27 protein-coding genes are annotated in these 26,169 nt (G+C 56.7%); 18 read left to right on the top strand and 9 right to left on the bottom strand.

Annotation, left to right across the window (positions count from 1 at the left end; translation table 11 throughout):
- The first annotated feature begins 7 nt into the window (after positions 1-7).
- A complete protein-coding gene (locus B9A13_RS08690; RefSeq protein WP_084234963.1) occupies positions 8-1,177 on the top strand; it encodes an alpha/beta hydrolase in 1,170 nt (389 codons plus the stop codon).
- A 71-nt stretch (positions 1,178-1,248) separates the two neighbouring features.
- Here B9A13_RS08690 and hpt read toward each other — a convergent pair whose 3' ends face one another.
- Together hpt and B9A13_RS08680 are read right to left on the bottom strand one after the other, a co-directional pair.
- A complete protein-coding gene (hpt, locus tag B9A13_RS08685; RefSeq protein ID WP_084234962.1) occupies positions 1,249-1,782 on the bottom strand; it encodes a hypoxanthine phosphoribosyltransferase in 534 nt (177 codons plus the stop codon).
- Between the two features lie 59 nt (positions 1,783-1,841).
- The gene (locus B9A13_RS08680; protein ID WP_242942831.1) at positions 1,842-2,789 is read right to left on the bottom strand and encodes a cytidylate kinase family protein; all 948 of its coding nucleotides are present in this window, start codon (positions 2,787-2,789) and stop codon (positions 1,842-1,844) included.
- Between the two features lie 361 nt (positions 2,790-3,150).
- On the opposite strand from B9A13_RS08680, the gene B9A13_RS08675 reads away from it, so the two are divergent.
- From B9A13_RS08675 to B9A13_RS08665, 3 genes are read left to right on the top strand one after another with little or no spacing between them, the layout of a single operon-like run.
- A complete protein-coding gene (locus B9A13_RS08675; RefSeq protein ID WP_084234758.1) occupies positions 3,151-3,522 on the top strand; it encodes a GntR family transcriptional regulator in 372 nt (123 codons plus the stop codon).
- A complete protein-coding gene (locus tag B9A13_RS08670; protein ID WP_084234757.1) occupies positions 3,519-4,217 on the top strand; it encodes an ABC transporter ATP-binding protein in 699 nt (232 codons plus the stop codon). Before B9A13_RS08675 ends, B9A13_RS08670 begins: the two co-directional genes overlap by 4 nt.
- Positions 4,211-4,987 (top strand): hypothetical protein, encoded by a 777-nt coding sequence (locus B9A13_RS08665; RefSeq protein ID WP_084234756.1) that lies wholly within the window; start codon positions 4,211-4,213, stop codon positions 4,985-4,987. Before B9A13_RS08670 ends, B9A13_RS08665 begins: the two co-directional genes overlap by 7 nt.
- Positions 4,988-5,043: 56 nt before the next feature.
- Here the strand turns inward: B9A13_RS08665 and B9A13_RS08660 are convergent, their stop codons facing one another.
- The 4 genes from B9A13_RS08660 to B9A13_RS08645 all read right to left on the bottom strand — a co-directional run bounded on the left by B9A13_RS08660 (position 5,044) and on the right by B9A13_RS08645 (position 7,324).
- The gene (locus B9A13_RS08660; protein ID WP_084234755.1) at positions 5,044-5,202 is read right to left on the bottom strand and encodes a rubredoxin; all 159 of its coding nucleotides are present in this window, start codon (positions 5,200-5,202) and stop codon (positions 5,044-5,046) included.
- A gap of 58 nt (positions 5,203-5,260) precedes the next feature.
- Entirely contained in the window at positions 5,261-5,977 is a 717-nt protein-coding gene (locus tag B9A13_RS08655) for an MBL fold metallo-hydrolase (protein ID WP_084234754.1), read from the bottom strand.
- A 131-nt stretch (positions 5,978-6,108) separates the two neighbouring features.
- Positions 6,109-6,708: a nitroreductase family protein gene (locus B9A13_RS08650; protein WP_084234753.1), complete on the bottom strand. Its 600-nt coding sequence runs from the start codon at positions 6,706-6,708 to the stop codon at positions 6,109-6,111.
- 103 nt (positions 6,709-6,811) lie between these two features.
- Entirely contained in the window at positions 6,812-7,324 is a 513-nt protein-coding gene (locus tag B9A13_RS08645; RefSeq protein ID WP_084234752.1) for a ferritin, read from the bottom strand.
- Positions 7,325-7,719: 395 nt separating this feature from the next.
- Here B9A13_RS08645 and B9A13_RS08640 point away from each other — a divergent pair, with 395 nt between their 5' ends.
- The 5 genes from B9A13_RS08640 (at position 7,720) to B9A13_RS13915 (ending at position 11,477) form a co-directional block, all read left to right on the top strand.
- A complete protein-coding gene (locus B9A13_RS08640) occupies positions 7,720-8,370 on the top strand; it encodes a cysteine hydrolase family protein (protein ID WP_084234961.1) in 651 nt (216 codons plus the stop codon).
- Positions 8,371-8,595: 225 nt separating this feature from the next.
- Positions 8,596-9,126, top strand: coding sequence for a DUF6512 family protein (locus B9A13_RS08635; protein WP_084234751.1), 531 nt, complete (start codon positions 8,596-8,598; stop codon positions 9,124-9,126).
- 354 nt (positions 9,127-9,480) lie between these two features.
- Positions 9,481-9,972, top strand: a complete 492-nt coding sequence (locus tag B9A13_RS08630; protein ID WP_084234750.1) for an Lrp/AsnC family transcriptional regulator — start codon at positions 9,481-9,483, stop codon at positions 9,970-9,972.
- A gap of 191 nt (positions 9,973-10,163) precedes the next feature.
- A complete protein-coding gene (locus tag B9A13_RS14115) occupies positions 10,164-10,340 on the top strand; it encodes a hypothetical protein (RefSeq protein ID WP_159448080.1) in 177 nt (58 codons plus the stop codon).
- A 696-nt stretch (positions 10,341-11,036) separates the two neighbouring features.
- Positions 11,037-11,477, top strand: a complete 441-nt coding sequence (locus B9A13_RS13915; protein WP_143806925.1) for a hypothetical protein — start codon at positions 11,037-11,039, stop codon at positions 11,475-11,477.
- 386 nt (positions 11,478-11,863) lie between these two features.
- On the opposite strand, the gene B9A13_RS08625 is transcribed toward B9A13_RS13915, so the two are convergent.
- Entirely contained in the window at positions 11,864-14,185 is a 2,322-nt protein-coding gene (locus B9A13_RS08625; RefSeq protein WP_084234749.1) for a polysaccharide pyruvyl transferase family protein, read from the bottom strand.
- Positions 14,186-14,809: 624 nt separating this feature from the next.
- Here B9A13_RS08625 and B9A13_RS08620 point away from each other — a divergent pair.
- The 9 genes from B9A13_RS08620 to B9A13_RS08580 all read left to right on the top strand — a co-directional run bounded on the left by B9A13_RS08620 (position 14,810) and on the right by B9A13_RS08580 (position 24,051).
- Positions 14,810-15,682: a class I SAM-dependent methyltransferase gene (locus B9A13_RS08620; RefSeq protein ID WP_084234748.1), complete on the top strand. Its 873-nt coding sequence runs from the start codon at positions 14,810-14,812 to the stop codon at positions 15,680-15,682.
- On the top strand, positions 15,683-16,525 hold the full coding sequence (locus tag B9A13_RS08615) for an energy-coupling factor transporter ATPase (protein WP_084234747.1): 843 nt from the start codon (positions 15,683-15,685) through the stop codon (positions 16,523-16,525).
- 46 nt (positions 16,526-16,571) lie between these two features.
- Positions 16,572-17,438, top strand: coding sequence for an energy-coupling factor transporter ATPase (locus tag B9A13_RS08610; RefSeq protein ID WP_084234746.1), 867 nt, complete (start codon positions 16,572-16,574; stop codon positions 17,436-17,438).
- On the top strand, positions 17,431-18,234 hold the full coding sequence (locus B9A13_RS08605; protein WP_084234745.1) for an energy-coupling factor transporter transmembrane component T family protein: 804 nt from the start codon (positions 17,431-17,433) through the stop codon (positions 18,232-18,234). The genes B9A13_RS08610 and B9A13_RS08605 overlap by 8 nt, the downstream gene beginning before the upstream one ends.
- A gap of 12 nt (positions 18,235-18,246) precedes the next feature.
- Entirely contained in the window at positions 18,247-19,059 is an 813-nt protein-coding gene (gene truA / locus B9A13_RS08600; RefSeq protein WP_084234744.1) for a tRNA pseudouridine(38-40) synthase TruA, read from the top strand.
- Positions 19,025-20,353 (top strand): DUF5711 family protein, encoded by a 1,329-nt coding sequence (locus B9A13_RS08595; RefSeq protein WP_084234743.1) that lies wholly within the window; start codon positions 19,025-19,027, stop codon positions 20,351-20,353. Before truA ends, B9A13_RS08595 begins: the two co-directional genes overlap by 35 nt.
- 40 nt (positions 20,354-20,393) lie before the next feature.
- The gene (locus tag B9A13_RS08590) at positions 20,394-21,116 is read left to right on the top strand and encodes a CvpA family protein (RefSeq protein WP_159448079.1); all 723 of its coding nucleotides are present in this window, start codon (positions 20,394-20,396) and stop codon (positions 21,114-21,116) included.
- Positions 21,117-21,186: 70 nt separating this feature from the next.
- On the top strand, positions 21,187-21,726 hold the full coding sequence (locus tag B9A13_RS08585) for a CDP-alcohol phosphatidyltransferase family protein (protein ID WP_084234741.1): 540 nt from the start codon (positions 21,187-21,189) through the stop codon (positions 21,724-21,726).
- Between the two features lie 36 nt (positions 21,727-21,762).
- On the top strand, positions 21,763-24,051 hold the full coding sequence (locus B9A13_RS08580; RefSeq protein WP_084234740.1) for an ATP-dependent Clp protease ATP-binding subunit: 2,289 nt from the start codon (positions 21,763-21,765) through the stop codon (positions 24,049-24,051).
- An 85-nt stretch (positions 24,052-24,136) separates the two neighbouring features.
- On the opposite strand, the gene B9A13_RS08575 is transcribed toward B9A13_RS08580, so the two are convergent.
- The gene (locus B9A13_RS08575; protein ID WP_084234739.1) at positions 24,137-25,567 is read right to left on the bottom strand and encodes a TIGR00366 family protein; all 1,431 of its coding nucleotides are present in this window, start codon (positions 25,565-25,567) and stop codon (positions 24,137-24,139) included.
- Between the two features lie 116 nt (positions 25,568-25,683).
- Complete coding sequence (locus B9A13_RS08570) at positions 25,684-25,983, bottom strand: DUF6199 family natural product biosynthesis protein (protein ID WP_084234738.1); 300 nt, start codon at positions 25,981-25,983, stop codon at positions 25,684-25,686.
- Between the last annotated feature and the right edge of the window lie 186 nt (positions 25,984-26,169).

Raw genomic sequence — 26,169 nt, 5'->3', positions numbered from 1 at the left:
AATCGATATGAATTCAAAGATCCAGTTCCACGCAGGCGAATATCCGCTTCATGAAAACCCCAACTTCAATTACCAGCTCAACCGCACCTACAACGTCAGCAAGGGTGATCTCCAGGAGATGAAGGATCTGGCAGGCCGGATCCGGGGAATCTCCGATTGGGAGACCGAAATGCTGAACCTGGCGGAAAAAGCCCTTTCGGAAGGCCGGACGGAACCCGCCATCGCTTACTTCCGAATGGCGGAATTCTTCATGTTCGACGGGAACCCCCAAAAGCTGCCCACCTACGGGAAGTCCCGGGAGCTTTTTTACAGGTTCCATGCTCAGTGGTTCGGTTCCGGTGTTCTGAGCCTGGATTCCGTCCCATACGAAACAGGATTTCTCCCGGTGATCCACGCAAAACCGGAGGGGGAGAGCAAGGGATCGATCCTTCTTCACGGAGGGTACGACTCCTATATGGAAGAGTTTTTTTATTCCGCCCTGTATATGAGGCAAGCAGGGTACGACGTTTATCTCTTCGAGGGCCCGGGTCAGGGCGCGGTCCTGCGGCTGCAGAAGATCCCCTTTACATACAAATGGGAATTGCCCGTGAAGGCACTGCTGGACTACTATAAACTGGACAGGGTTACCATCATCGGCATTTCTCTGGGATCGATTCTGGCCCCCCGGGCCGCGGCCTTTGAGGGAAGGATCGACAGGGTGGTGGCCTGGAGCGTGGGTACCAGCCTGCTGGATCTTTTCTTCGCCGTAACGCCTCCCAATGTCCGCGGCGTCCTGGAAACCTATCTCAAGGAAGAAAGAGCGGAGGAACTCAACGCCCTGGTGGGAAAGCTCATGGAGGCAAACTCCCTTCTGGACTGGTCGCTGCATCACGGCATGTATAACATGGGGGTTAAGACGCCCTACGAATTTCTTCTTGCCGCCCGGAACTTCCAGTACCGGGACGTGGCAGGCCGGGTCACCCAGGACGTGCTGGTCCTGGGGGCCGAAAAGGACCATCTGATCCCCATCCAATGCTACAAAGAAGTAATCGACGATCTGAAAAGCGTACGGTCCCTGACCTACCGCCTTTTCACGGAGAAGGAACACGCTGCCAGCCACTGCAGCACGGGAAACCCCAAGCTGGTGCTGGATACCATCCTTTCCTGGATATCCCTTATGGAAGGCCGGGTGATTTGACGGCTTTAATAAAAGGGAACGGATTAATCCGTTCCCTTTTATTTTATAATATTTGGGAAAATGTCGGGCAGCTATTCCTCTCTGTCCAGCTCCGCGATGTAGGGGAGATTCCGCCAGCGCTCCCCGATGTCCAGCCCGTAGCCCACCAGGCGCCGGGAGGTGACCTCGAAGCCGGTGTAGGCCATGGGAACGTTGATGAGCTGCTCCTCGGGATTGACCAGAAGGGAGCAGACCTTGATGCTCGAAGGCATCCTGGCCGACAGGGTCTGCACCAGATACCCCGTGGTGAGCCCCGTGCGGATAATGTCCTCGATGATGAGCACGTGTTTTCCCGTGATGTCCAGGTCCAGGTCCTTGGTGATGCGCACCACCCCCGTCTGGCTGGTCACCTGGGGATAGACGCCGATGGACATGAAATCCAGGCGGACGGGCAGGTCGATGGCCCGGGAAAGGTCCGCCAGAAAATAAAAGGAGCCCTTGAGGACGCTCACCAAAATGAGCTCCTGCTCTGCGTAATCCCGGGTGATCTGGCCGCCCAGCTGCGAAATCCGCTCCTGCAGGGTTTCCGGGGAATAGACAATCCGTTTGATTTTCGGAAGATTCATGCTTACCTCCAGGGGAAAATTCAGAAACACGGCCGCGCCTGTGCGCGGTTACGATGGTATCACGCGTCCGCTTCCGGAGGGCGGAAGCGCTCCAGCAGAGTGGCGTAGTCCTTTTTATAGACGATCTTGATATTGATGCCCGGATACAGCTCCCGGAGCTTTTTGGCCTTTTTGTTCTTCCGGGTGACGTATTTCTGGTTCATGGTGGTGAGCTCGATATAGGTGTCGAACCGGGTGAGGTAAAAATCCGGGCTGAAGGCCAGGGTTACGTTTCCTTCCGCGTCCCACTCGATGGGGAATGTCTTGGGCTCGTATTTCCATTCGATCCGGTACATGTCGAGAATCCGCGCGAATTCCTGCTCCGCAGAGTTTTTAAAGACGGGCGGCTCCGCCGGGTTGAGATGGACCTCCGGCCGGATGACGTCCGGCGTTGCATCGGGCTCCGCCCTGGAGGAGTCCTCCCGGCTCCTGAGAAGAGCCAGAACGGCCTCCACACAGTCCCCCACCGAGAGATCTCCCGTGTTCACAGTCAGACTGTAGAGAGTCTCGCTGGTAAGGTCGGCGCCGAAGAGAGCCGAAACAAAACGCTTGTGTTTTCTGTCGGAGGTGGAGAGAATCCCCTTCGCCTCCGCTTCGGACACCCGGTACTGCTGCCGGATCCGCCCGATCCGGACGCTTTCGGGAGCGATGACCCGGATGTGCAGGGCGTCCGGCCGTCCGGCGAAAATCACCTGGGAGCCGAAACCCATAAGGACGGCGGGACGACCGGCGGTATATTCAAACAGGGACTGCTTTAAGTGCTCGAGAAACGTTTTGCCGTCTTTTCCCGGATGCAGATAAAATTTGGCGCTTTCTGAGAGCATCTGGAGCTCGTGGGTGCCGGCGAAGCCGGATAAAAACTCGGAGACGATCCGCTCCCGGGTGATGAGCTCCCAGCCCAGGCGGACGGCCAGGGCGTGCGCAAACTCGTCGCCGAGGCTGCCGGGCTGCCTCGAGATGGTGATCACTGGCAAGACAATACCTCCAATAGAGGCGGAAAGACTTCGTTCCCCCGCTTTGTCGTAAGCGGCGATATCAGGCTCCGGCTCCTCAGGAAAAACTCGGGCCTCTTCTGAGAGACGATTCTTTTCCGCTCCCGCCGAAAAACGCTTCGGCGGCGCGTGTTCCGATCCCGCTACCGATTGTATCACAATACCCCTGGGCGGGCAACACGAATTCGGGCGAACCGCGCTTTTTCCTCTTTTCTTTCAGGAAAGAGCGCTTTGGATTTCGCTCGAAAGATTTTTTAAAATAGGGGTTGACAAAGAGGGAAACCCATTGTATTATTGTGTTACGCAAATAATACAATAATACAATGGCGGTGATACAATGAACTGGAGTTTCAGGCCCGACCAACCCATCTACCTGCAGCTGCAGGAGCAGATCCGGCTTCTCATCGTCTCGGGGGTATACCTCCCGGGCTCGAAGCTTCCAACCGTACGGGAACTAGCGGTGGAGGCATCCGTAAACCCCAATACCCTGCAGAAGGCTCTTGCCGAGCTGGAACGAGACGGCCTGGTATTTACGCTGCGCACCAGCGGGCGGTATGTGACGGAGGATGTAGACATGATTGCAAATGCAAAGAAGGATCTTGCCATGGAGCAGATCCGGCAGTTTTTCCAAAAAATGAAGAGCATGGGTTATGACAAAAAAGCCGCCCTTAACCTGGTGGAGTCGGCCGCAAAGGAGGAGGAACAATGAACCCGATCCTTAGCTGCGAGCAGCTGACCAAGACCTTCGGAAGCAAAACAGCCCTTGCCGGCGTGGACCTCAATATTGAGCGGGGCCGCATCGTGGGCCTTCTGGGCCCCAACGGCAGCGGCAAGACCACCCTGATGAAGCTGGCAAACGGTCTGATCACCCCAACGTCGGGACGGCTTCTGATCGATGGGGAGGCTCCGGGGACCCACAGCAAAGCCGTCGTTTCCTATCTCCCCGAGGTTACCTATCTGGCCGATTGGATGAGGACCTCGGACGTCCTGGAGTTCTTCCGGGACTTCTATAAGGACTTCGACATGGAAAGGGCCCTGAGTATGCTCAAGAACCTGGGCATCGGGCTCCGGGAACCTCTTCGGAGCATGTCCAAAGGAACTCGGGAGAAGGTGCAGCTCATCCTGGTCATGGCCCGGCGCGCCTCCCTTTACCTTCTGGACGAACCCATCGGAGGGGTGGACCCCGCGGCCAGAGACTACATTCTGAGCACCATTATCGGAAACTACGAGCCGCAGTCCGCCGTCGTCATCTCCACCCACCTCATCTCCGACGTGGAGAAGGTACTGGACGACGTGGTGTTTATCAACAACGGAAAGATCGTCCTGTCCTCCACGGTGGACGAGATTCGTGAGGTGAAGGGCATGTCGGTGGATGCTCTGTTCAGGGAGGTATTCAGATGTTAGGGAAACTCATCAAATACGATTTTATGGCGACGGCCAGGACATTTCTTCCCCTTTACGGCGCCCTGATCGCTCTGTCGGCGGTCAACCGGGTTCTTTTCGCTCTGGGGCTGGCGGTCCCCTCCATCGTGGGCACCACGGTGTCCAGCATCCTGATTGCCGCCATCTGCGTGGTGACGCTGGTCCTGACCATCCAGCGCTTCAGCCGGAACCTGCTGGGCAGGGAAGGGTATCTCATGTTTACCCTCCCCGTGTCCGTGGACTGGCTGATTGTCAGCAAAGCGATCGTGTCCGCCGTCTGGTTTATCGCGGGCGGTGCGGTCATGGCCCTGTCCATCCTGGTGATGGCCGCCCGCGAGTTTGACTTTCAGCAGTTTCTCGCGGGACTGTCCGAGGTGTTCCAGGTTCTGGCGGACCTCGGTCCCCACGGCGGACTCTTCATAACGGAAGGCGTAATCTTCGGCATCCTTGCGATTCTGTCCGGCGTATTGCTGATCTATGCCTGCATCTCTCTGAGCATGCTGGCGGGGCGTCACAGGGGCCTTCTCTCCTTCGGATGGTTTGTGGGCTTCACCATCGTGGGCCAGATTCTCATGGCCTGGCTGATTTCCGGGGCGCGGTCCGCGAATTTCATAGCCTGGCTTGACGCTATGAAGGGTGCTACCGCAGCTCACGTCTTCATGCTGATTTTCATAGCTGCCAACCTCTTGATCTGCGCAGTCTTCTACTTCATCACCCGGTTTATGCTCAGCAGAAAGCTCAATCTGGAGTAAAAAGATATAAAAATCACCCGGACGCGGATTCCCGTGTCCGGGTGATTTTTCGTTTTTTATATGGCCTCGAACATATCCTTGGAAGCTCCGCACTCGGGGCATTCGAAATCGGCGGGCAGATCCTCCCACTTGGTGCCCGGAGCGATGCCTCCGTCGGGATATCCTTTCGCCTCGTCGTAGACATAGCCGCAAATGGTGCAACGGTACTTTTTCATATGGCGTTATCTTTCCTTTCAAATAATATATTGATTTGTAATTAACCTGGACGGCGAATCAGAAATGGTAGATGGAAACGCCGCGCAGGCGGTAGGTCCTGCATGGCCTGCCCCAGACGTCGGCGGCCTCCCACTGGGCCTTTCCGTCCAGGATCTGCTCCGAAAGCTCGATGAGGTCCACCAGGATTTCGGGAGAGAGGACCTTGGTGTGGTGGGAGGCGAGAACGGTGTCGAAGTCCCCCGCGCGCGCCGAAAGCCGGCGCAGACTATCCAGAAAAGCTTCCAGAGACGCGTTCTTCTCAAACAGCCAGATAGGGCCTTCCTGCACGGTGTCGCCCCCGAAGAGGATCCGGTTTTCCCGGTCCAGAAGGGCGATGTTTCCCGGCGTATGTCCCGGCAGATACAATACCTCAAGAGTCCTGCCGCCCAGGTCGATGATATCGCCGTCCCAGACGCTCTTTAACAGAAAGGGCCGCGGAAGGGGAGAGGTGATTTTCTCATTGATCCGGAGAAGCCAGAAGTCCGCGCTGTGGCAGAGGACCTCCGGAAACTGGGCGCAGCCGGCGATATGATCCACATGCCCGTGGGTAATGATGACGGTAATGGGAAGAAAAGTGAGGCTCTCCGCGGCGGAGCGGATATCCTCGCCGCTGTAGCCCGTGTCGATGAGCAGAGCCCGCTCCGTGCCCTCCACCAGATAGGAGCATACGTCCGGCTCGGCGATGCACCATACGCCGGGCTTTACCTCGGTGATCTCAAAGGCGCCCTGTTTCATGGTCCCTCCTCCTCATGGATCAAGTATACCATCAGTCTAGCATCCCGAAGGTTTCTCTGTCAACGCGGAAGTTGGACAGCCCGAACGCCCCGCCGGAGGAGGCCGGACGGGGCGCCGAAGCGAAAGGGAGATTACCGTGCGACACGGAACCTGTCTTCTATGGGAAGGAAGCTCTTGGGACCGGCTTCCCCTCCGGGAATTCCGAAAGGCATCTGGGAAAGAAGCTTCCAGTTGGCCGGAATGTTCCAGAGCTGGGCGACGGTTTTATCGATCAGCGGATTGTAGTGCTGCAGGCTGGCGCCTAGGCCATTGTCCTCCAGCGAGGTCCAGACGATGTACTGGAGCATACCCGAACTCTGGAGGGACCAGACGGGGAAATTATCCTTATACAAGGGGAACTGCTCCTGAAGGGTCCTCACCGTGTCCTGATCCTCGAAGAACAAAACGGTCCCATATCCGGCCCGGAAGGAATCCAGCTTTTGTTCCGTATCCCCGAACCGATCCGCCGGAACGATGCCCCGGAGGATTTCTTTTATATGGTTCCAGAGCTTGTCATGCTCCTGCCCCGTGAGAAGAAGGACTCTGCCGCTTTGGGAATTAAAGGGGCTGGGCGCGTGCTTTAATGCGTAGGCAATCAGCTCTTCCAGCTGGACGTCCGAGAGGCTGCTTTCTTTTTTCAGGCTGTATATGGATCTGCGGTGTTCTACCGCTTCATTAAAAGTTCTGCTCATAATAGTTCCTTTCTGCCACTGCGCCTTCCACAACCTGCACGGGACCGGAAGACAAGGACGGAGGAAGGGGAGCCCGTGCGATTATTTACTTACTGCAGTATCATCAGAGAACCAAAGAAGGCGGAGCGTATACCCTGGTGCCCATCTCGGTGTCAAGGGAATACAGGCTCTTGGGGTCGTTGCCGAAGAGTTCGAAGCGCTTGATGTTGTCCTCCGAGTTCTTTTCCTCCTCGCCCTGTTCCTTGACGAACCAGTCCAAAAACTGCATTGTGCGGAAATCCTTCAGGGCGTATGCTTCACTGTAGATAGAATTGATCGAGGCGGTGACTTTCCGTTCGTGCTCCAGGGAAGCCGTCAGCGGCTCCATGAAATCCTTGAAGTTGTTGCCGGGCGCTTTCACGTCCTCCAGTTTCACAGCTTCTCCGTTATTGAGGAGGTATTGGATGAAAAGCATTGCGTGATCACGCTCCTCCTGGGTCTGCACGTGGAACCAGTTGGCAAATCCGCCTAGGCTCTTGTCGGTATAATAACTGAAGATGTCCAGATAGAGGTATGCGGAAAACCATTCCATATTGATTTGTTGGTTAATCAAATCGGTGAGTTTTTTATTTAGCATCGAAGATTCTCCTTTCAGATTTTCGCTAGCAGTAACGATTACTGTTATTAATATAAACCTCGGGTTTTGCAATGTCAATAGCATTATAAAATATATTTTGCGAAAGGGAAAGAGGAAGCGGTGCGGCGGATTTTCTGAATATGCCCAAACGGAGGCGGCGGCCGGGTCCGAAAGTAAGAAATGAAACTAAAAGAATCGTAATTTTACAAAATATTGATGTTGGGCTTGTATGTGGCAACACCCGTGATAAAATAAAACCGGTAGGGGAAGTACCGGAGTGTCGGTCCGGGGCTTCCTCTGTCGGCGGTTTGTCCGCGCGGGAAAAAGAGGCGGAATCTCGTTAGCCGCCGGCAGGAGGGGTATTGGAGTCTGAAAGAGGAAAGGGGACGGAAAGGGTGGATCGATATTTGATTCCGCATTGGAGCAGGAGTGCTCTCATCAGTGTGGACGTGCAGAACGATTTCTCACTGCCCGGCGTGCCGCTGGAGATTCCCGGCACGAGAAAGATCATGTCCGGGGTGGCGGCGCTGCTGGATGTGTTCCGCAGGCGCGGAAGGCCCATTGTCCATGTGGTGCGGCTGTATCTGGAGGACGGATCCAACGTGGATCTTTGCCGAAGATCCATGGTGGAGGCCGGGAAAAAGGCGCTGGTTCCCGAAAGCCGGGGCGCCGAAATCGTAGAACAGCTTTCACGGGCTCCGGGCGGCTTCCGGCTGGACGCGGAAAAACTTTTAAAGGGAGAATTTCAGGAACTGGGGAGCAGAGAGTTTGCAATGTTCAAGCCCCGGTGGGGCGCGTTTTACAAAACCGGGCTGGAAGAGTTTCTGAAAACCCGGGGGATCGACACGCTGGTTTTCTGCGGATGCAATTTTCCCAACTGCCCCAGGACCAGCATATATGAGGCCAGCGAGCGGGACTTCCGCCTGGTGGTGGCCTCCGATGCCATTTCGGGAATCTATGATCTGGGAATTTACGAGCTTCAGAACATCGGCGCATCTCTCCTCACGGTCCGGGAAATCGAGCGGCTGGTCTTTGAGACGGAGTAAATCGGAGCGCCTTTAACATATTGGAATGTGAATAAACAACAAAAGTCCGCCGGCTTTGCCGGCGGATTTCCTGTTTAACGCCTGGTGAAATAAAACGGGGCGCTCTTTTTTCTTTCCGGTGAGACAAGGCGGCATAATTGCCCCCCCGGACGGCATAAGCTGTAGTAGTGCGGACAGGGGATGCCCATCGGCAGCCGCCGATTCATGCGGAAAGAAGGGACTTCCATGCAAAAAATGTTCAGAAGGCACTGCATCGCGTTTGTTTTGGCGGTTTTAGCCGGCACCGGCCTGCATTTCCTGTATACGCTCTTTCCCAATCCTGTTTCGGCTGTTTTTTCCCCGGTGCAGGAGAGCGTCTGGGAACATCTGAAGATGCTATACTGGCCGTATCTTGTGGCGGCGATCCTTTTGACCCGGAACCGCCAGCTGAAAAACGCCGGGTACTGGGGAGCGCATTTCGCGGCTATGCTGGTGATGGTACTGATTGTCGTAGGCGGATTTTATATCCTGTCGGGAGCTCTGGGCGTGGAGGGCACCGCTGTGGATGTGGCTCTTTTCGTGATTGCCCTGGCGGTGGCCTTCTACCTCTCCTACCGGATGTACAGCTCGGAAGCGGCCAGGGACTGCGCGGGTGTTTTGTGCTTCTTCGTTATTCTGCTGGGAGCTGCAATCGTACTCTTCACCTTTTTACCCCCGGCCCTGCCGCTCTTTGAGAGCCGGGCGGAAGCACTGGGCTGGATGACCATTCCATACTGAACCCGGCGTCTGTCGGGTGTGACGCGCGGCCGGAAGAAAGAAAACCGGAGGGATCCGGCCGGCGCTGCGGCGGGAAAGAGGGTCCGCGGCCCCTCTTTCCCGTTTTCTGCTCTGAAGGGAGATTTCCGCGCAAAGAGTGAATAAAATATATCGGTAAAATTAAAAAAATAAAATCATAAGAACGGAAAATTTGTGTATAAAGGCGAAAAAGCAGATATAGTTGTAATATGGGGTACATTAGTTTATAATGTTAAGTAAAAGCATACCGGATACGCAATCGGAAGGTAAGAAAGATGCCCGTCGGAATCGCGGACAGGCGTTTCTTTCCGCGGCCCGGAGGAATGGAGGACTACTATGGACAGGGTGGATATGGAACTGATCGGGCTTTTGCAGAAGAACGCCCGCATGCCGCTCAATCAGCTGGCCGGGCATGTCTATTTATCGTCTCCCGCGGTTTCCGCCAGAATCCAGCGGCTGGAGCGGGAGGGAATCATCAAGGGGTATGAGGCGAAGCTGGATTTGATCCGGCTGAACTTTCCCATCATCGCCTTCATCAATCTGGAGATGACCCCGAAACAAAAGCCCGTCTTTTATCCTTTCATCAGCTCCTGCCCCAACGTGATGGAATGCAGCTGCGTTACCGGCAATTATTCCATGCTGATCAAGGTGGCCCACCGGAGCACCCAGGAGCTGGACACCTTTATCGGGCAGCTTCAGCGCTTCGGGAACACCATGACCCAGATTGTCTTTTCCACCGCGGTGGAGCACCGGGGCATAAACCTCGTCGCCCTGACGGAGCCGGACCACAAGGAGGGCGAGCTCTGGCAGCCCGGAGGGGACGAATAGCGGATATTTTGTCCGCAACTGGCGTATTAAAAAAAGAAAAACAGCCCTTTGGAAAAAGAAAATTAAGACGAAATGCGCCTTTGACGCATTTCGTTTGCTTTTCGGGGCGATCCGTATACAAAACACCCCGGGGATGCTATGATACCGGTAAGTTAAGCCGGAAGGGAAACCCGGCGGGAAGGCGGGAGCTTATGTACGAATACAGCAGGGAGCGAATCGACCGCAAGGATAGAATTACGCCCTCGGTCCTGGAGGAGAAGCGCGCCATTAAAATCGTCCCGGTGGACTGTGTGGCTCCGGAGCGGGACAAACGGATCGACAGGCCGGACCGGGTATCCGCACCCGAACAGAGAAACTTCCGGGCATAGGAGGACCCCATACCGGGAAACCGCGGAGAGAAGGGAGAAACGGCCCTCCGGCGGCAGCGCCGCCTGAAAACGAAATACCGCCGCAACAGACCCGCGGAGATAAGACGGGTCCGGCGGCGCCACCGAAGTGCTGAGAGTAATTTCAGCGCTCTTTTTGTTTATGGGAAAAAAGAAGAAAAATAAAATTATGAAATGCTCCGTATGCTGCAAAGCGTGTAGTTTAATGAATCCTCTCAAACGCTGAAATAAATATGTTTTCGTAGACTCATTGAGCCCCACGATCCCAAACCCGGAGAGCTCCGATCGCGGGCATAAAAACAGACCGCTTGCCACAGAACTGTCCGTGCGTTTGAAACTACCGATAGTCAATCGCCCGCGAAGAGCGTCCGCCAGAGCACCCTCCCGGGAGATCCAAGAGGCCGGAGCCTCTTGGTCTGTTTTTGGTGACTTTTTGCAGAAACAAAAAGTTACCCCCAGCGGGGAGCAGGCAGCTCCCGTCCGAACCTCTCGTAAATAAACTTTCAAAAAAGCTTATGCTATCAGGTAATGTGGTGTATTCTGTAAATAGTACCCATCATACTTGATCTTTACATACCAACGTAATGAATAGTATGCGCCTTTCGGCATAGGTGATCTATTGGAAAAATGACTCCCCATACAATGATTAATATAGAGATGAGGAGGAATAAGACTGCTATGTTGATATTTAAGAGAAGGTGTATAACGATAAAGGCTTCATCCACCGATATTATTAATGCTATAAAAAAACTACCACAAAAGAGCACATTTTTTAATTCGTATGCTGCAAGCTCGTTTTCATTTGGTATGTATGTAAAAAGATATGAACACTTGTATGGTGTAATACGATTTATTGGTACGATTGAGGAACAGGGTGACGAATGTATTGTTAGATACTCAATAAGGCCGGGAGTGGCTGGACTTTGTGGAATTTTAGTTTTTTTATTAGCTTTTTTATATGCATTTACACTGTTTCTGTTTTTAAATGCTTCATTGATGCCTTCAGTGATATCTGGTGTGACTACATTGTTTATATGCTTAAGCATAATCGGACAGGAACAAGCCTGCAATGATCGGGTAACTAGAAAATTGCATGAACTGGAGAATAAAAAGATATAAAGTTACCCGATAAAAATAAAAGTAGCGGACGTTGTCCGCTACTTTTTCCATTACAGACATTAAATTGAACAGAGGATGTTATTTAAGCAGACCCCTTGAGCCCCACAGGCTAAAATCTAGAGGGCTCCGATCGCGGGCTGAAAAACAAATCTTTTGCCATCTCGTTATCAGTGCGTTCGAAACTGCCAATGGACAATTTGCCATTAAGAGCACTCACCGGGGCGCCCTCTCCGGAAATCCCAAGGGGCCGCGGCTCCTTGGTTTGCTTTTCGTGCCTTTTCTCAAAACGGAAAAGGCACCCCAGCGGAGCGCCGAGCTCCGTCCAATCCTTTCGTAATAAACCCTATAAATACGATTAAAAGCGAACCAACGCTAGGAATGCCGAATTAACCGCCGATGATTTTTCTGATCTTTGCCTTGACTCCGGGACCCAGAAGCCGGGCCGCGGCCTTCCGCGAAAGGGCGGGGACCAGGAAACGTTTGCTGACCTCCTCGAAAGGCAGCAGCCGCCAGGCGCTGAAAAACGCTCCTCGCTGCGCGGAAGCGGCTATCGGGGAGGAAAGTCGGGGATTGCCCGCGACGGCCTCCTCCATGCTCCGGGGCACGCATTCGAACCCGGGAGAAAGCCGTTCAAAGAGAGAAGAAGCTTTTTCGCTGTTCACCAGCACCAGAGACGCGCCCTGTTCCTCGCCGCCGGGCAGGGCGCCGGGAGCGAGGCCCCAGAAGTCGCCCAAAGTGAAGTCTCCCCTGCGGGAAGCGGCGGAATAGCGGCATCGGTGGCAGGAGGGGCGCAGGAAAAGAGCCATGCCGAAGCCCCTGCCGAAGCCGGTGTCCATAAGGGGCTTTACATACTCCCGCCCGTCGGAAAGCCGGGCCGTAAAGCTGGAATGCGCCCAGCCCTTCCGTTTGTCCCGGAACCGGATTTCGGTAATTTTGGCTCTCTGCCGGTTCTCCAGGAAATGCACCCAGTCGAAAAAGACGGCGGGGGAGGGAACTCCGTGGCAGACGAGATCGCAGGTGAGAAGATTTTCCGAGTCGTTCCCGAGAAAATGATACAGCCCGTCCACCTGGCAGGGGGTGCCGGAAAATAGGACCGGGCGGCCGGAAGAGAGCTCCTTTTTTACCTCCCGGAACACGGTCCCGGTGTCGCTCTGGACGTATTTGGCGCCCCGGAAGGCGCCCAGTTCCTCCTCGTTCCGGGCCCCACGGTGCCGCAGCACCATGGAATCGTCAAATGCGGCGCCGAACACGGTCCCGCCCCGGGAAAGGATATCTATTGCCAATACGGAGAAGAACCCGCCGGAGGTGCTTTTCGAAAGAACGTCGGCGTCCTTGTTCCGCGCCGCGTAGACCTTGCCCTGGGGCCTGGGTTCCGTTTGAGCCAGGACAGGACAGGCGGCCTGGCATTTAAGGCAGCGGATGCATTTGGAATCGTCCAGAACGGGGCGCAGAAATCCCTCCCGGTCCGGTTCCATGGAGATGGCCCCGGCGGGACAGACGTTAAAGCAGGCCCCGCACCCGGTACAGTCGGCCGCTTTGCAGAGGCAGACGGACGCTCCGCCGGGTTCCGCGGATTCCGAAGCGGCGCGGGGAAGCTCCTCGCCCCGAAGTCCCGCGCGGAGAAAAGAGAGGGAGTGTTCCCGTTCGGATTTGAGCCGTTCTTCCGCGGCGGCGTAATCAACGGGATCCGAAAGTCCCGCTTCTCCGGGAAGCCCGGCGATCCGCCGGGAAAGCCCCAGGGTGTGAAGCAGGCTGTAGGTCCGGGAATGAGAGGGTTCTATCTGTTCTTTCGGCGAGACGGCGGTGAAAAACGGCTTTTGAAACTGAAGGGAAAAAACCGTCCCGTGGAAGGAGTTGGTGAGCACGAAGGAGGCGCCGCGAAACCAGCCGAGAAATTCCCGGGGCCCCGCGTCGTAAATCACCCGGGAGCCGGGGATATGACGCCGCATGCCGGCAAGGTGTACCAGGGGAAGCCCCGTTTCCGCGGCCAGGCGCCGCGCGTAGGGCTCCAGGACGGAAAAGTCCGATATGAAATAGCAGAGGATATAAGGCGAACGGATGTCCGGCTCTTTTGCCAGGGCGGACCAGTCCTCCCCGGTGAGCAGCAGCGTGGGGTCCAGCACCGTTTCCGCCCGCCGGCCGGAAATTTCTTCTATGATCTCGCTGCCGCGGGCTTCCCGGGAGGAAAGAGCCGCGAAACGGGAAAGATACCCCCGCAGTTCCTCCTGCATTTCATCGGGAATGGAAGACACTCCGAAGCTGGGGGCGTAGGCGGCCCGGGGGCTTTCTCCGGGAAAGGCCAGAAAAAAGGAGGGGTCGAAGTGCCCCGACTGAAAGATGAAAGGATTCCAGATCTGGTCGCTCCCCGCAAGGAGCACGTCGCATCGGGGCGGGTCGTCGCAGAGTTCCTGAATGGTTTCGTAGCGGCGGGGCCCCAGGCGCATGTGTTCCGAAACGAAGGCCTCGAACCGGTCGTGCCGCGCCTTCATGGGAGGATAGTGCAGTGCCGTGTGGGCGTTGTAAACGCCGGAGCGAAGTCCCGACATGGGCTGAAAGAGACGGTTGGTCCCTGTGGTGTGGGGAAGGCGGTAATCGATGATTTCGCAGGTATGCCCCAATCTGTCCACCGCGGCCATAAGGGCGTACGCCTGCAGCTGCGCCCCGTAGTGGTGCGCAAAGTGAAAGGTGATAAGACCCGCCTTCGGCATTTCAAAGCCCCCAAACAGTTCAAATAGTACGCTTCACGTGCAATTGTAGCACGCCCTCCCGCCCTTGGCAAGGCCGCCCGGCCTAACAGCCGGCAAGAAGTTTACATAATACTAATATTTCTTCTCAAACGTCGGACAAGGTATGTTTTCGCAGACTCATTAAGTCCCACAGTCTTAAACCCGGAGAGCTCCGATTGCGGGCTCAGAACAGACCTCCTGTCATGGAGCTGTTTGTGCGTTCGAAACTGCCGAAAGTCAATTACTTATTGAAAGCGTCCACGGGACTACCCTCTAATGGAGATCCAAGAGGCCGGAGGCTCTTGGCATCCTTTTGGTGACTTTTCCTATGGGGAAAAGTCACCCCAGCGGAGCGTCGAGCTCCCGTCCAAACTCTCGTAAAATAATTACCGAAAAGACTGATCAGATTGCAAATGATCCGGCCTCCAAAACCCCAGGCAGCTTTTCCCTGTTTCATTTGACGCAGGGAATGGGGAATGATATAATGTCTGCATGCAATTGAGGATAATAATGACAGTTTTCCCGCTCGCCGGAGCAGCGGGCGGTTTTTCTCCCTCTTTGGGAAAGATACTATAAAAAGCGGCGCTGCCCGCGGGCGGAGACGATATGTGGATTTCCGACAAATGGACAGAATATGAGCTCGTCGACTGCTCCCGGGGAGAAAAGCTGGAGCGCTGGGGGGGGTATTATCTGGTGCGCCCGGACCCCCAGGCTATCTGGGACACGCCCAGAAATAACAGGTGCTGGGCGCAGCCCGACGCGAAGTATACCCGCTCCTCTTCGGGGGGCGGAAGCTGGGATAAGGGCGGCCTCCCGGAACACTGGCGTATCCGGTACGGGGAGCTGTCCTTTCTGGTCCGGCCCATGAATTTCAAACACACCGGGCTTTTCCCCGAACAGGCCGTCAACTGGGACTTCATCATGGATACCATCCGGCGCGCCGCCCGTCCGGTGAACGTTTTAAATCTCTTCGCCTATACCGGCGGGGCCACTGTGGCAGCCGCCGCGGCGGGGGCAAAGGTCTGCCATGTGGACGCGGCCAAAGGCATGGTGTCCTGGGCTAAGGAGAATTTGAAAGCCTCGGGACTGGAAGACAGGCCAGTCCGCTTCATCGTGGACGACTGCATCAAGTTCGCGGAGCGGGAGCTCCGACGGGGCAACCGGTACGACGCCGTCATTATGGACCCGCCCTCTTACGGCCGGGGTCCCTCCGGCGAGGTCTGGAAGCTGGAGGAGGGGCTCTACCCCTTTGTAGAGCTCTGCGCCCGCCTTCTTTCCGAAAAACCTCTCTTTTTCCTGATCAACTCCTATACCACAGGGCTGTCCCCGTCGGCCCTGGGATACATCCTGGGCTCCGCCGTCGCCAAGGAGCGGGGCGGGGTTTGCCGGTGCGACGAGCTGGGCCTGCCGGTCACCGAAAGCGGGCTGGCCCTGCCCTGCGGGGCCACCGGCCGGTGGACGGCGGAAGGAGAGACGTAAATGGACGAGATGATCCGCCTTCAGGGCGTGAAATACGCTTACCCGACGGCCGAGGGCGTGGCCCTTCCGGCGCTGGACGGCATCACCCTGGATATTCACAGGGGCAGTTTTGTGGCCGTCCTGGGCCACAACGGTTCCGGGAAATCCACCCTGGCCAAGCATTTGAACGGCATTCTGATCCCCACCGAGGGAAAAGTACTGGTGTCCGGGATGGACACCGCCGACGAGGACAGGCTCCTGGACATTCGGCGCACCGTGGGCATGGTATTCCAGAACCCGGACAACCAGATTGTCGCAAACGTGGTGGAGGAAGATGTGGCCTTTGCACTGGAAAACCTGGGGGTACCCTCGGAAGAGATCCGCCGGCGGGTGGACGAGGCTTTGAAGCTGGTTGGAATGTACGAATTCCGGACCCACGCGCCCCATCTTCTTTCGGGGGGGCAGAAGCAGCGGGTGGCCATCGCCGGCGTCATCGCCATGCGCCCGGACTGCATCGTCCTGGACGAGCCCACCGCCATGCTGGACCCCAGGGGCCGGGACGAGGTCCTGGAGACCGTCGGGCGGCTCAACCGGGAGTACGGCGTCACCGTGGTTCTTATCACCCACCACATGGAAGAGGCCGCCGAGGCCGGGCGGGTGGTGGTTATGTCTGACGGCCGGGTTCTGATGGACGGCTCTCCCAGGCAGGTCTTCCAGAGGGTGGAAGAGCTGCGGAAGGCGGGCCTTTCCGTTCCCGAGACCGTGGAGCTTCTGTGGGAGCTGAAGGAGTGCGGCATGAACCTGCCCCTGGACGCCCTCACCGTGGAGGAGTGCGCCCAGGCGATTTACGCGCTGCTGCACTGAAGAGAAAATAGAAGGCGCCCTGCGCGCCGTGAAGGAATGAAAACGATTGGCGCCCATCATTCAGACGGAAAACATATCCCATGTTTACAGCGCGGGGACGCCCTTTGAGCTTGCCGCCATCCGGAATGTCCGCTTCCAGGTGGAACAGGGCGAGTTTTTGGGGCTTATGGGGCATACCGGCTCGGGTAAGTCCACTTTGATCCAGCACCTCAACGGGCTTTTAAAGCCCACGGCCGGGCGGGTGCTCTTTCAGGGAGAGGACATCTGGTCTTCGCCAAAGAAGACCCGGGCCGTCCGCTTTCAGGTGGGCCTGGTTTTTCAGTACCCGGAGTACCAGCTCTTTGAGGAGACGGTGTATAAAGACATCGCCTTCGGCCCGAAAAACATGGGGCTTTCGGATGGAGAGATCGATGAACGAGTCCGCTGGGCCGCAGGCATTGTGGGCCTGGAGGGATCCCAGCTGGAGCGCTCTCCCTTCGAGCTCTCCGGCGGGCAGAAGCGAAGGGCCGCCATCGCGGGCGTCATCGCCATGCGCCCGGAGGTGCTGATCCTGGACGAACCCACTGCGGGGCTGGATCCCAGGGGCAGGCAGGACATTATCGGGCAGATCCGTGAATATCATAGGGAAAGAGGCGCGGCGGTAGTACTGGTTTCCCACAGCATGGAGGAAATCGCCCGCACCGCCGACCGGATTGTGGTCATGAGCGGGGGAACCGTGGCCATGGACGGCACTCCCCGGGAGATCTTCCGCCGGGCGGAGGAGCTCCATGGAATGGGGCTCGCCGTTCCCGAGGTCACCGCCGTCATGCTGCGGCTCCACAGCCTGGGACTGGACGTGGACCCCGCCGCATACACCATGGAAGAGGCCAGGGCCTCCATCCTCTCTTTGAAAGGAGGGTGCGCCCGTGCTTAAGGACATCACCTTCGGCCAGTATTTTCCCGGCGACAGCCTCCTTCACCGCCTGGATCCCCGGACCAAGCTCATCCTTACCCTGATTTTCATTGTCACGCTGTTCACCGCCAGGCATGTCCTCTCCTATGGGATTCTTCTGGCGTATCTCGTTTTTGCGGTGATCCTTTCCGGCATCCGGCCGGGGGTCATATTCCGGGGACTCAAGCCCATCGTGGTGGTGGTTATCATAACGGGGATACTGAACCTGTTTTACACCCCCGGCATCCCTCTCTGGAGCTTCTGGATCTTCAGCATCACCGCCGAGGGCATCCGCGCGGCCGTCTTCATGGTGCTGCGCATCCTCATGCTGATTACGGGGACTCTGCTGCTTACCTACACCACATCGCCCATCCTGCTCACCGACGCCATGGAACGGCTCATGAAGCCCCTGAAGGTCCTGCGCGTTCCCGTTCACGAGCTGGCCATGATGATGAGCATCGCCCTTCGCTTTATCCCCACCCTTCTGGACGAGACGGACAAGATCATGAGCGCGCAGAAGGCCCGGGGGGCGGACTTCGAGTCCGGCGGGCTGATGCAGAGGGCCAGGGCGCTTCTGCCCCTTTTAGTACCGCTGTTTGTAAGCGCCTTCCGGAGAGCCGATGAGCTGGCGGTGGCCATGGAGTGCCGCTGCTATCACGGCGGGGAGGGCAGGACCCGGCTGCGCGTTCTGCGCTTCGCCCTGCGGGACTATCTGGCCATGATTTTCGGCATTGCCCTGGGGGCGGGAGTCACCGTGCTGGGCGTCTTCGGGATGTGACGGGAGGTGCCTATGCGAAATATTGCCCTGAGACTCATGTATGTCGGTACCAATTACCACGGCTGGCAGGTGCAGAAGACGCTGGTCACCGTGGGGGAGACCCTGGAAAAGGCCCTGTCCCTGGTGACGGAACATCCGGTGAAGGCGGTGGGCTGCGGAAGGACCGACGCGGGGGTCCACGCCGAGGAATACGTGGCCAACTTCAGGACCGCTTCCACCATCCCCGCCGACAGGATTCCCCTGGCGGTGAATGCCCGCCTGCCTGACGACATCGTGGTGCGCTATGCCGCCGACGTGGGGGAGGAGTTCAACGCCATCGCCTCCTGCAGGAAAAAGGAATATACCTATCGGATCTACAATTCCAAAATCCGAAATCCATTTTATGTAAACCGAGCGTACTTTTATCCCAGGCATCTGGACGAGACGGTTATGTCCAGGGCGGCTTCCATGTTCGAAGGGACTCATGATTTCCGCGCGGTCCGGGCGACAGGTTCCCATGTGAAGACCACGGTGCGCACCGTCCATTACTGCGTCGTGGAGCGGCGGGGCCCTTTGGTGGAGCTCCGGGTCTGTGCGGACGGATTTTTGTACAACATGGTGCGGGCCATCACGGGAACGGTGATTTACGCTTCCGAAGGAAAGCTCGCCCCGGATGAGATTCCCGGCATTCTGGAGCGGGGCGTGCGCACCGCGGCGGGGCCTACCGTACCCCCCGGCGGCCTGTATATGACGCGCCTCTGGTATGACGAGCCGGCCCTCTCCGCGGAGCGGGAGACGGCGGCGGGACTGTTTGAAAACGCGCCTTTATCAGAGTCCGGGGAGTAACGGCGGAAACGGCGGCCGGGAGCGCGCCCTTTCGGTGCTCACTGCGCCGGAGGCAGATCCCGCCCGGGAGGAGAAACAAACGGCAGTGAAGAAGCACGAAAGAGAAATAGACGACGGTCTGGAGGAAAACGGTTCCCAGCCGGAAAGACCGGAAAAAAAGCGACGGAGTTTCGCCCGCCGGGTCCTGTCCGTGGCGGTGACCGCGGCGGTGGTTCTTGGGGCTCTTGCCCTGGTGGTCTTTCACGACAGGCTGAATATCGACTCCCTGCGCCGGGCAATTTCCTACATATCCCTCCGGACCGACGATTCCGGCAGGGCGGAGGAGTTTTCCTACGAGGGAGACGCGGGAAACCGCTTCGTCACCTTCAAGGACGGCCTGCTGGTGGCCTCCGGCACCCGGCTGCAGCTCTTCAGCGCCGGGGGCAAGGAGCTCTATTCCGGCATCGTCGCCCTGGATAATCCCAGGACCGTCGCGTCTAAAACCCTGGCCGCCGCCTACGACGTGGGGGGCGGGAGCCTGTATGCTCTGGACGGGGATAAAGTGGTGCTGGAACTGCATCTGGACTCGGGCCTTTCCATCTTTTCCGCCTCCGTGAACGACGGAGGGTATCTGGCCGTGACATGCCAGGAAAACGGCTACAAGGGCAAAGTAACAGTATACAACGACAAAATGGGAAAAGCCGTGGATCTGCTGTTTTCCACCCGGTTCGTGGTGGACGCCTGCGTGCTGCCGGACTGCAAAACGGCTGCCGCGGTGACCATCGGCCAGGAGGAGGACCGCTTTGAGAGCACCGTCGGGTTTTACAGCATTGCCAGCGGAAAGCAGACCGCTTCCCTGGACATCCCCGACTCTTTGGTGCTCTCTTTGGGAAACCTGGACGGCTCTCTCTGCGCGGTCACAGAAACCTCTATCGTGATAGCCGATGAAAACGGGGAAAAGACGGGGGAGTACGGCTATTCCGACCGGTATCTCCGGGAGTTCGACCTGGGCGGGGACGGGTTTGCCTCAGTGGTGCTCAGCCGCTACAAGGCGGGAACCCAGGCCAAACTCGTCACCGTGGACGGAAAAGGCAATGAAATCGCGTCTTTGGACACAACGGAGGAGATCCTGGACATTTCCGCTGCGGGCCGGTATGTGGCGGTCCTGTACGCGTCGAGGCTTGTGATTTATACGAAGGATATGAAGGAGTACGCCCGGCTGGAAGGTACCGCCGGCGCCCGCAGCGTTCTGATGCGGGACGACGGTACCGCCATGCTGGTGGGATATGAAAGCGCGCGTCTGTACATACCATGACGCTGCGCTGAAAAACGGAACCCTACGGGAGGTGTGGATTTTGGCGGTTTACGCATATATTATCATTGATGTTGTAATCCTTGTGATATTGATCCTTTTTGCCGTAAGAGGCGGACGCAGGGGGCTCGTTCTGGGCCTGGCCGGGCTCTTTTCCATACTCATCGCCTTTGCCGGGGCGGGCTATATCGCCTCGCACTATTCCCAGGCCGTGGCCGACAGGATGAGCCCCTATATCTCCGAAGCCGTGGAAGAAAAGCTGAAGGACAGCGGCGTGTCTGGGGATACGCAGACTTCGGGCGGCGGGGAAACCGGGAATGATACCCAGTCCGAAACGCAGACGGACAAGGTGACCGAGGCGCTGAAAAAGCTGGGGCTCTATGACGGGATCGCCAAAACCGTTTCCGCCGGGATCTCCGAAAGCGTAAGTTCCATCGGGACGGCCATTTCCACGGCGGTGACCGAGAGCCTTGCCGGGACCCTTGCCTACATACTGCTCTTTGTGCTGTCTTTTATTGTCATTCTCCTTCTTCTGAAACTCATCGCCCATCTTCTCAATCTGTTTTTCAAGCTCCCGGGCCTGAATTTTCTCAATATGCTGGGCGGCGGGATATTGGGCCTGATACAGGGCATACTGATTTTGTTTTTGGCGGCCTGGGTTCTCCGGCTGTTCGGGAATATCATTCCCGAGGATGTGGCCCAGAAGACCGTTTTGCTGAAATTTTTCCTGGAGACCAACCTGCTTACGCTGCTTTCCGGAGTCTGAGCCGCGCCCCGGCCGGCCCGAGAGGCGGCCGAATCCGGGGCGTCCCGGGAGGAAAGGGTTTAGGACACTTATGAACGTGCCCAATCTGCTCTCCCTGATAAGACTCATGCTGGTGCCCGTTTTCGCCGTGGCGTTTTTCGCCTCGGGGGGAAATCCATGGCCCCCCGTTTTGATCTACGCCGCGGCGTCTCTCACCGACGTGCTGGACGGCTACATTGCGAGAAAATTCAATCAGACCACGAGCCTGGGAAGAGTGCTGGACCCCCTGGCCGACAAACTGATGAACGGCACGGTGCTCGTATGCATTGCCGCGGCGGGCCTTGTGCCCTTGTGGGCCGCGGCGTTTTTTGTTTTCACGGAGGGAGTTCTCGGCCTGGGAGCGATGTTCCTTTTGAGAAAAACCAGCGACGTCATGCCGGCGAATATACTTGGTAAAATTGCGACGGTTGTATTCTTTTCAGTTTGTGTTATACTGATGATATTTACCCGATTATCCGAAACCGCGGCGATGTTTCTCATCACCCTTGCCTTGGGCCTCGCCGCCGCGGCGTTTGTGAGATATCTGTGGGAATTTATAAGAATTCTAAGAAAGAATGAAATCGCCCAGTGACCGGCCGCCGGTCGCCGGCGACGAGGAGTGAACACAATGCAGCCAACCATTTGTAGCAGATGCAAGAAGCACGTGGCGGTGGTATTCATCACCAAGCTTGAAAACGGCAAGACGGTAAACGAGGGCCTTTGCCTCAAGTGCGCCAAAGAACTCGGCATCAAGCCGGTAGACGATATGATGAAAAAAATGGGCATATCGGACGAAGATCTGGACAGCATCACCGATGAAATGATGCAGGCCTTCGGCGGGGCCGAGGGTTCCGATTCCCTTCCCGCGGAAATCGAGGGGGATGAGGAGGAGGAGGGCAAGACGGCCACCTTCCCCTTTTTGAACAAGCTCTTCGGCTCCGCCCAGGAGGACGACGGGCAGCGCCAGCAGCGGGAAAAGGAGCGGGACGGAAAGGACCGCGCCCCCAAGAGAAAGTTTTTGGAAAACTATTGTATTTCCCTGTCCCAGAGGGCCAGGGACGGAAAACTCGACGCCGTCATCGGCCGTGAGCCGGAGATCGAGCGGGTGGTGCAGATTTTAAACCGCCGCCAGAAGAACAATCCCTGCTTAATCGGCGAGCCCGGCGTGGGCAAGACCGCCATCGCCGAGGGCCTGGCCCAGCGTGTGGTGAAGGGGGAAGTTCCCTACAAGCTTCAGGACAAGGAGGTCTATCTTCTGGACCTCACCGCCCTGGTGGCAGGAACCCAGTTCCGCGGTCAGTTTGAAAGCCGTATGAAGGGCCTCATCGAGGAGATCAAAAAGCTGGGGAACATCATCCTGGTCATCGACGAGGTACACAACATCGTGGGCGCGGGGGATGCCGAGGGTTCCATGAACGCGGCCAATATACTCAAGCCCGCTCTTTCCCGGGGAGAGATCCAGGTGATCGGGGCCACCACCTTCGCCGAGTACAGAAAGCACATCGAAAAGGACTCCGCGCTGGAGCGCAGGTTCCAGCCCGTTGTGGTGGCGGAGCCCTCGGTGGAAGACACCGTGAAGATCTTAAACGGAATCGCCCACTACTATGAGGAGTATCACGGGGTGATCATCGAACCGGAAATCGCCAGGCAGGCGGTGCTCCTGTCGGAGCGGTATATCACCGACCGGTTCCTCCCCGACAAGGCCATCGATCTCATCGACGAGGCCTGCTCCGACGTCAATCTGAAAAACCAGTCCATAAAGCGCCGCTCGGAAATCAAAAAGCAGCTGGAAGACTATCAGAAGGAGCGGGAGCTTCTTTTGGGAGAGGGCGGGGAGAAACCCTACGAGCGCCTGGCCTTCCTCCGCAGCAAGGAAATCCAGTTAAACGCCGAGATGGAGACCATTAATAAGGAACCGATCCCCCGACTGACGGTGGAAAACCTGGCCAGGGTGATCGAACTGTGGACCAAGATTCCCGCAAGCCGTATTCAGGAGGAGGAGTTCAAGCGGCTCTCCGAGCTGGAGGACCGCCTGAAGACCCATATCATCGGGCAGGACGAGGCGGTCGCCGCCGTGGCCGCCGCGATCCGCCGGGGCCGGGTGGGCATTTCACCCAAGCATAAGCCGGTGTCCTTCATATTCGTGGGCTCCACCGGCGTGGGAAAAACCGAGCTGGTAAAGCAGCTGGCGAAGGACCTTTTCGACACACCGGAATCTTTGATTCGTCTGGACATGTCCGAATTCATGGAAAAGCACTCGGTGTCCCGGATCATCGGCTCGCCCCCCGGATACGTGGGGTACGACGAGTCCGGTCAGCTCACCGAGAAGATCCGGAGAAAACCCTATTCCGTAATTCTTTTCGATGAGATCGAAAAGGCCCATCCGGACGTTCTCAACATACTGCTCCAGATCTTGGACGACGGGCATATCACTGACGCCCACGGCCGGAATATCAATTTTGAAAACACGGTCATCGTCATGACCTCCAACGCGGGAAGCGACAAGAAGGACGGGTCCGTGGGCTTTAACCGTTCTCTGAACGAACAGGGAAAGGACAAGGCCATGAGAGCCCTTAACAGCTTCCTGCGCCCCGAGTTTATCAACCGCGTGGACGAGATCGTCTACTTCAACCGTCTTACCGAGGAGGACTTCAAGCGCATTGCCGGTCTTATGCTGGAGGAGCTGCGCCAGTCCCTGAAGGAAAAGAACATCAACCTCACCTGGGACGACACGCTGCTCGACTACCTGGTGAAAAAGTCCTTCTCCATCTCCTACGGGGCCCGGAACCTCCGCCGCCTGATTCAGAAGGAGCTGGAGGACACCGCGGCCGTGCGCATTATCGGCAGCTACCAAAACCCGGTGACCCAGCTGCGCGCCCGCTCCGACGGGGAAAAGATCATTTTGGATTCCATGTAAGCATATAAAAAGCGAAGGAGCCGGAAATTCCGGCTCCTTTTGCTTATGGAGGCATGGTAAGAGGTGAATGTTATTTCGTGTGAACTCAATAAATCGTAAGGAAAAAGATAGAGCAAACGACAAGCGCGCCGATACACACGAACATGGTGTAGGGAAGCAGCTTCTTGAAGTCGATATGGCACATGGCGAGATACGGCAGCGCCCAGAAAGGCTGAATGATGTTGGTGGTCTGGTCGCCGTAGGTATAGGCAACCAGCAGCTTCGGCACGTCCACGTTCAGCCTGGCCGCCACATCCATCAGATAGGGGCATTCGATGACGAACTTGGACCCGCCGGAGGGAACCGCCATGTTCAGGATGGCGGAGTATATGTACGCCACCCACGGGAAGGTGTGTGTGGTGGAAATCGCCATAAACGCATTGGCGATCACGTCGGACAGGCCGGTGTAGGCGATAATGCCGAAAATGCCCGCGTAAAGGGGGAACTGGATGATGACGCCCCACACGGCGCTGACGGAGGCGACGGCCGCCTGAGAAAAGCGCTCGGGAGTGCCGCAAAGGAGAAAGCCCAGCATGAGCATGGTGAAGTTGAAGTTGTTGATGGTCAGGCCGTTGAACCCCTGGGCGGCATACAGCTTGATGCACCAGATGGCGCCGAAGATACCGATGATATAGGAAAGCAGACGGCTGTGGTTGATCCACTGAGCAAAGGTGGAGCGGTCGGGCTTCGTTTCATACATCGTTTCGGTATGTTTTACGTCGGCAAACAGCTCTTCGGAGCCGCCTTCCATTTTAAGCTTGTTTTTGGGCATAACCAGGTAACCCACTACAAAGACCACCGCAAAAAGAACAACGCACTGAAGCAGGTTCCACCAGGTCAGAACGCTCGAGGACAGAGGGTAGGAGTTGGCCACATAGGCTTTGGAGGCATCGCTGATGCACAGGCTCAGCAGATACCCCGGGGTAGCGCCGTAAAGGGGCGCCGCCTGGGAAATGCCCACGGCGGGGATGGCGGTGCAGTAAGCGCAGGCGATGAGAGCGGGGGCGTGGATGGGATACCCCTTTTCCTTGGCCGCGGTCAGGGTGTTGCGCAGCAGCGCGATGCAGACCATCATGCCGATACCCCAGTGGATGAAGGAAAGAATCCAGGCGATGACAAGGATCATCGCATAGGCCTGGAACCAGTTGTTGGGAATCAGCGCCAGCTTGCGGATCAGCTTCTGGACCGGGGGAGAGATGGCGATGATGTTGCCGGTGATCATGATAAGGCTCATCTGCATGGCAAAGGTCAGCAGATTCCAGAAGCCCTTGACCCAGGCGTTCATCACGCTGAGCTGGCCTTCGGCGGTGTCGAGGAAAAGCGGCGATTTGGTAAAGATCAGAGCGAGAACGGCGACAATAATGGAGAGGATAAAAGCAAAGACCAGCGCGTTTGGCGTATAGCGATCAAAAAACCGGACAAATTTGTCGCTAAATGATTTCGTGTTTTGGCTTTCGGTTACTTCATTTTTGTTCATACATTTTGCTCCCTCATCAATGTATTACAGCATTGTATCCATATCGCTGCTGACAGGCGCCTCCCATTCACCCCGCAACGCAAAGCTGTCGTTGCCCGAACGCTGTAAATCTCCCGTTACAGGATAGACCAGATAAATAAACCAGCGCCTCCGGCGGCGGCAAGTATGCCCAAAACCCTTACCAATATGATAGCCGGACGGGAAGGCTCGCGCTCTGTTTCCAGGACAGCAGAGTCAAACGCCGCCCGTTGGCTCTTTTTTTTACGGGATTGGATGCGCTTATGCTCCCGGTGCAAAACAGTGGGATCGTTTTCATGCCATTTAGCCATCTGATAAGGCCTGAGAAGACAGATCAATCCGATGACGATCAATAAAAGGCCTATCTGCGTGGCGGTTCCGATTTGCCAGTTTCCCATTTCACTATTCCTTTCCCTGCTGCTTCCCGTTTGCCTTGTCCGGCACATGGGAAAAAAGCTCAATAATCCGGCAAATGCCGCCATAATGCTCCGATAAATTGTCAAAATAACTTAACTTTAAGCAAGCAAAATCCTTGCCAACTTTACCATTAAGTGAAAACGACTGAAACCCCTAGAAAAATCTGA

The sequence above is a fragment of the Papillibacter cinnamivorans DSM 12816 genome (genome assembly GCF_900176335.1).
Taxonomy (GTDB): Bacteria; Bacillota; Clostridia; order Oscillospirales; family Oscillospiraceae; genus Papillibacter; species Papillibacter cinnamivorans.
Note: the sequence above shows the minus strand (reverse complement) of the source record. Positions and strands in the feature narration are given on the sequence as shown.

Coding starts and splice junctions, on each gene's coding strand:
- B9A13_RS08690 (WP_084234963.1), top strand. CDS start 8: ATGAATTCAAAGATCCAGTTCCACGCAGGCGAATATCCGCTTCATGAA.
- hpt (WP_084234962.1), bottom strand. CDS start 1,782: ATGAATCTTCCGAAAATCAAACGGATTGTCTATTCCCCGGAAACCCTG.
- B9A13_RS08675 (WP_084234758.1), top strand. CDS start 3,151: ATGAACTGGAGTTTCAGGCCCGACCAACCCATCTACCTGCAGCTGCAG.
- B9A13_RS08670 (WP_084234757.1), top strand. CDS start 3,519: ATGAACCCGATCCTTAGCTGCGAGCAGCTGACCAAGACCTTCGGAAGC.
- B9A13_RS08665 (WP_084234756.1), top strand. CDS start 4,211: ATGTTAGGGAAACTCATCAAATACGATTTTATGGCGACGGCCAGGACA.
- B9A13_RS08660 (WP_084234755.1), bottom strand. CDS start 5,202: ATGAAAAAGTACCGTTGCACCATTTGCGGCTATGTCTACGACGAGGCG.
- B9A13_RS08655 (WP_084234754.1), bottom strand. CDS start 5,977: ATGAAACAGGGCGCCTTTGAGATCACCGAGGTAAAGCCCGGCGTATGG.
- B9A13_RS08650 (WP_084234753.1), bottom strand. CDS start 6,708: ATGAGCAGAACTTTTAATGAAGCGGTAGAACACCGCAGATCCATATAC.
- B9A13_RS08645 (WP_084234752.1), bottom strand. CDS start 7,324: ATGCTAAATAAAAAACTCACCGATTTGATTAACCAACAAATCAATATG.
- B9A13_RS08635 (WP_084234751.1), top strand. CDS start 8,596: ATGCAAAAAATGTTCAGAAGGCACTGCATCGCGTTTGTTTTGGCGGTT.
- B9A13_RS08630 (WP_084234750.1), top strand. CDS start 9,481: ATGGACAGGGTGGATATGGAACTGATCGGGCTTTTGCAGAAGAACGCC.
- B9A13_RS14115 (WP_159448080.1), top strand. CDS start 10,164: ATGTACGAATACAGCAGGGAGCGAATCGACCGCAAGGATAGAATTACG.
- B9A13_RS13915 (WP_143806925.1), top strand. CDS start 11,037: ATGTTGATATTTAAGAGAAGGTGTATAACGATAAAGGCTTCATCCACC.
- B9A13_RS08625 (WP_084234749.1), bottom strand. CDS start 14,185: ATGCCGAAGGCGGGTCTTATCACCTTTCACTTTGCGCACCACTACGGG.
- B9A13_RS08620 (WP_084234748.1), top strand. CDS start 14,810: ATGTGGATTTCCGACAAATGGACAGAATATGAGCTCGTCGACTGCTCC.
- B9A13_RS08615 (WP_084234747.1), top strand. CDS start 15,683: ATGGACGAGATGATCCGCCTTCAGGGCGTGAAATACGCTTACCCGACG.
- truA (WP_084234744.1), top strand. CDS start 18,247: ATGCGAAATATTGCCCTGAGACTCATGTATGTCGGTACCAATTACCAC.
- B9A13_RS08585 (WP_084234741.1), top strand. CDS start 21,187: ATGAACGTGCCCAATCTGCTCTCCCTGATAAGACTCATGCTGGTGCCC.
- B9A13_RS08580 (WP_084234740.1), top strand. CDS start 21,763: ATGCAGCCAACCATTTGTAGCAGATGCAAGAAGCACGTGGCGGTGGTA.
- B9A13_RS08575 (WP_084234739.1), bottom strand. CDS start 25,567: ATGAACAAAAATGAAGTAACCGAAAGCCAAAACACGAAATCATTTAGC.
- B9A13_RS08570 (WP_084234738.1), bottom strand. CDS start 25,983: ATGGGAAACTGGCAAATCGGAACCGCCACGCAGATAGGCCTTTTATTG.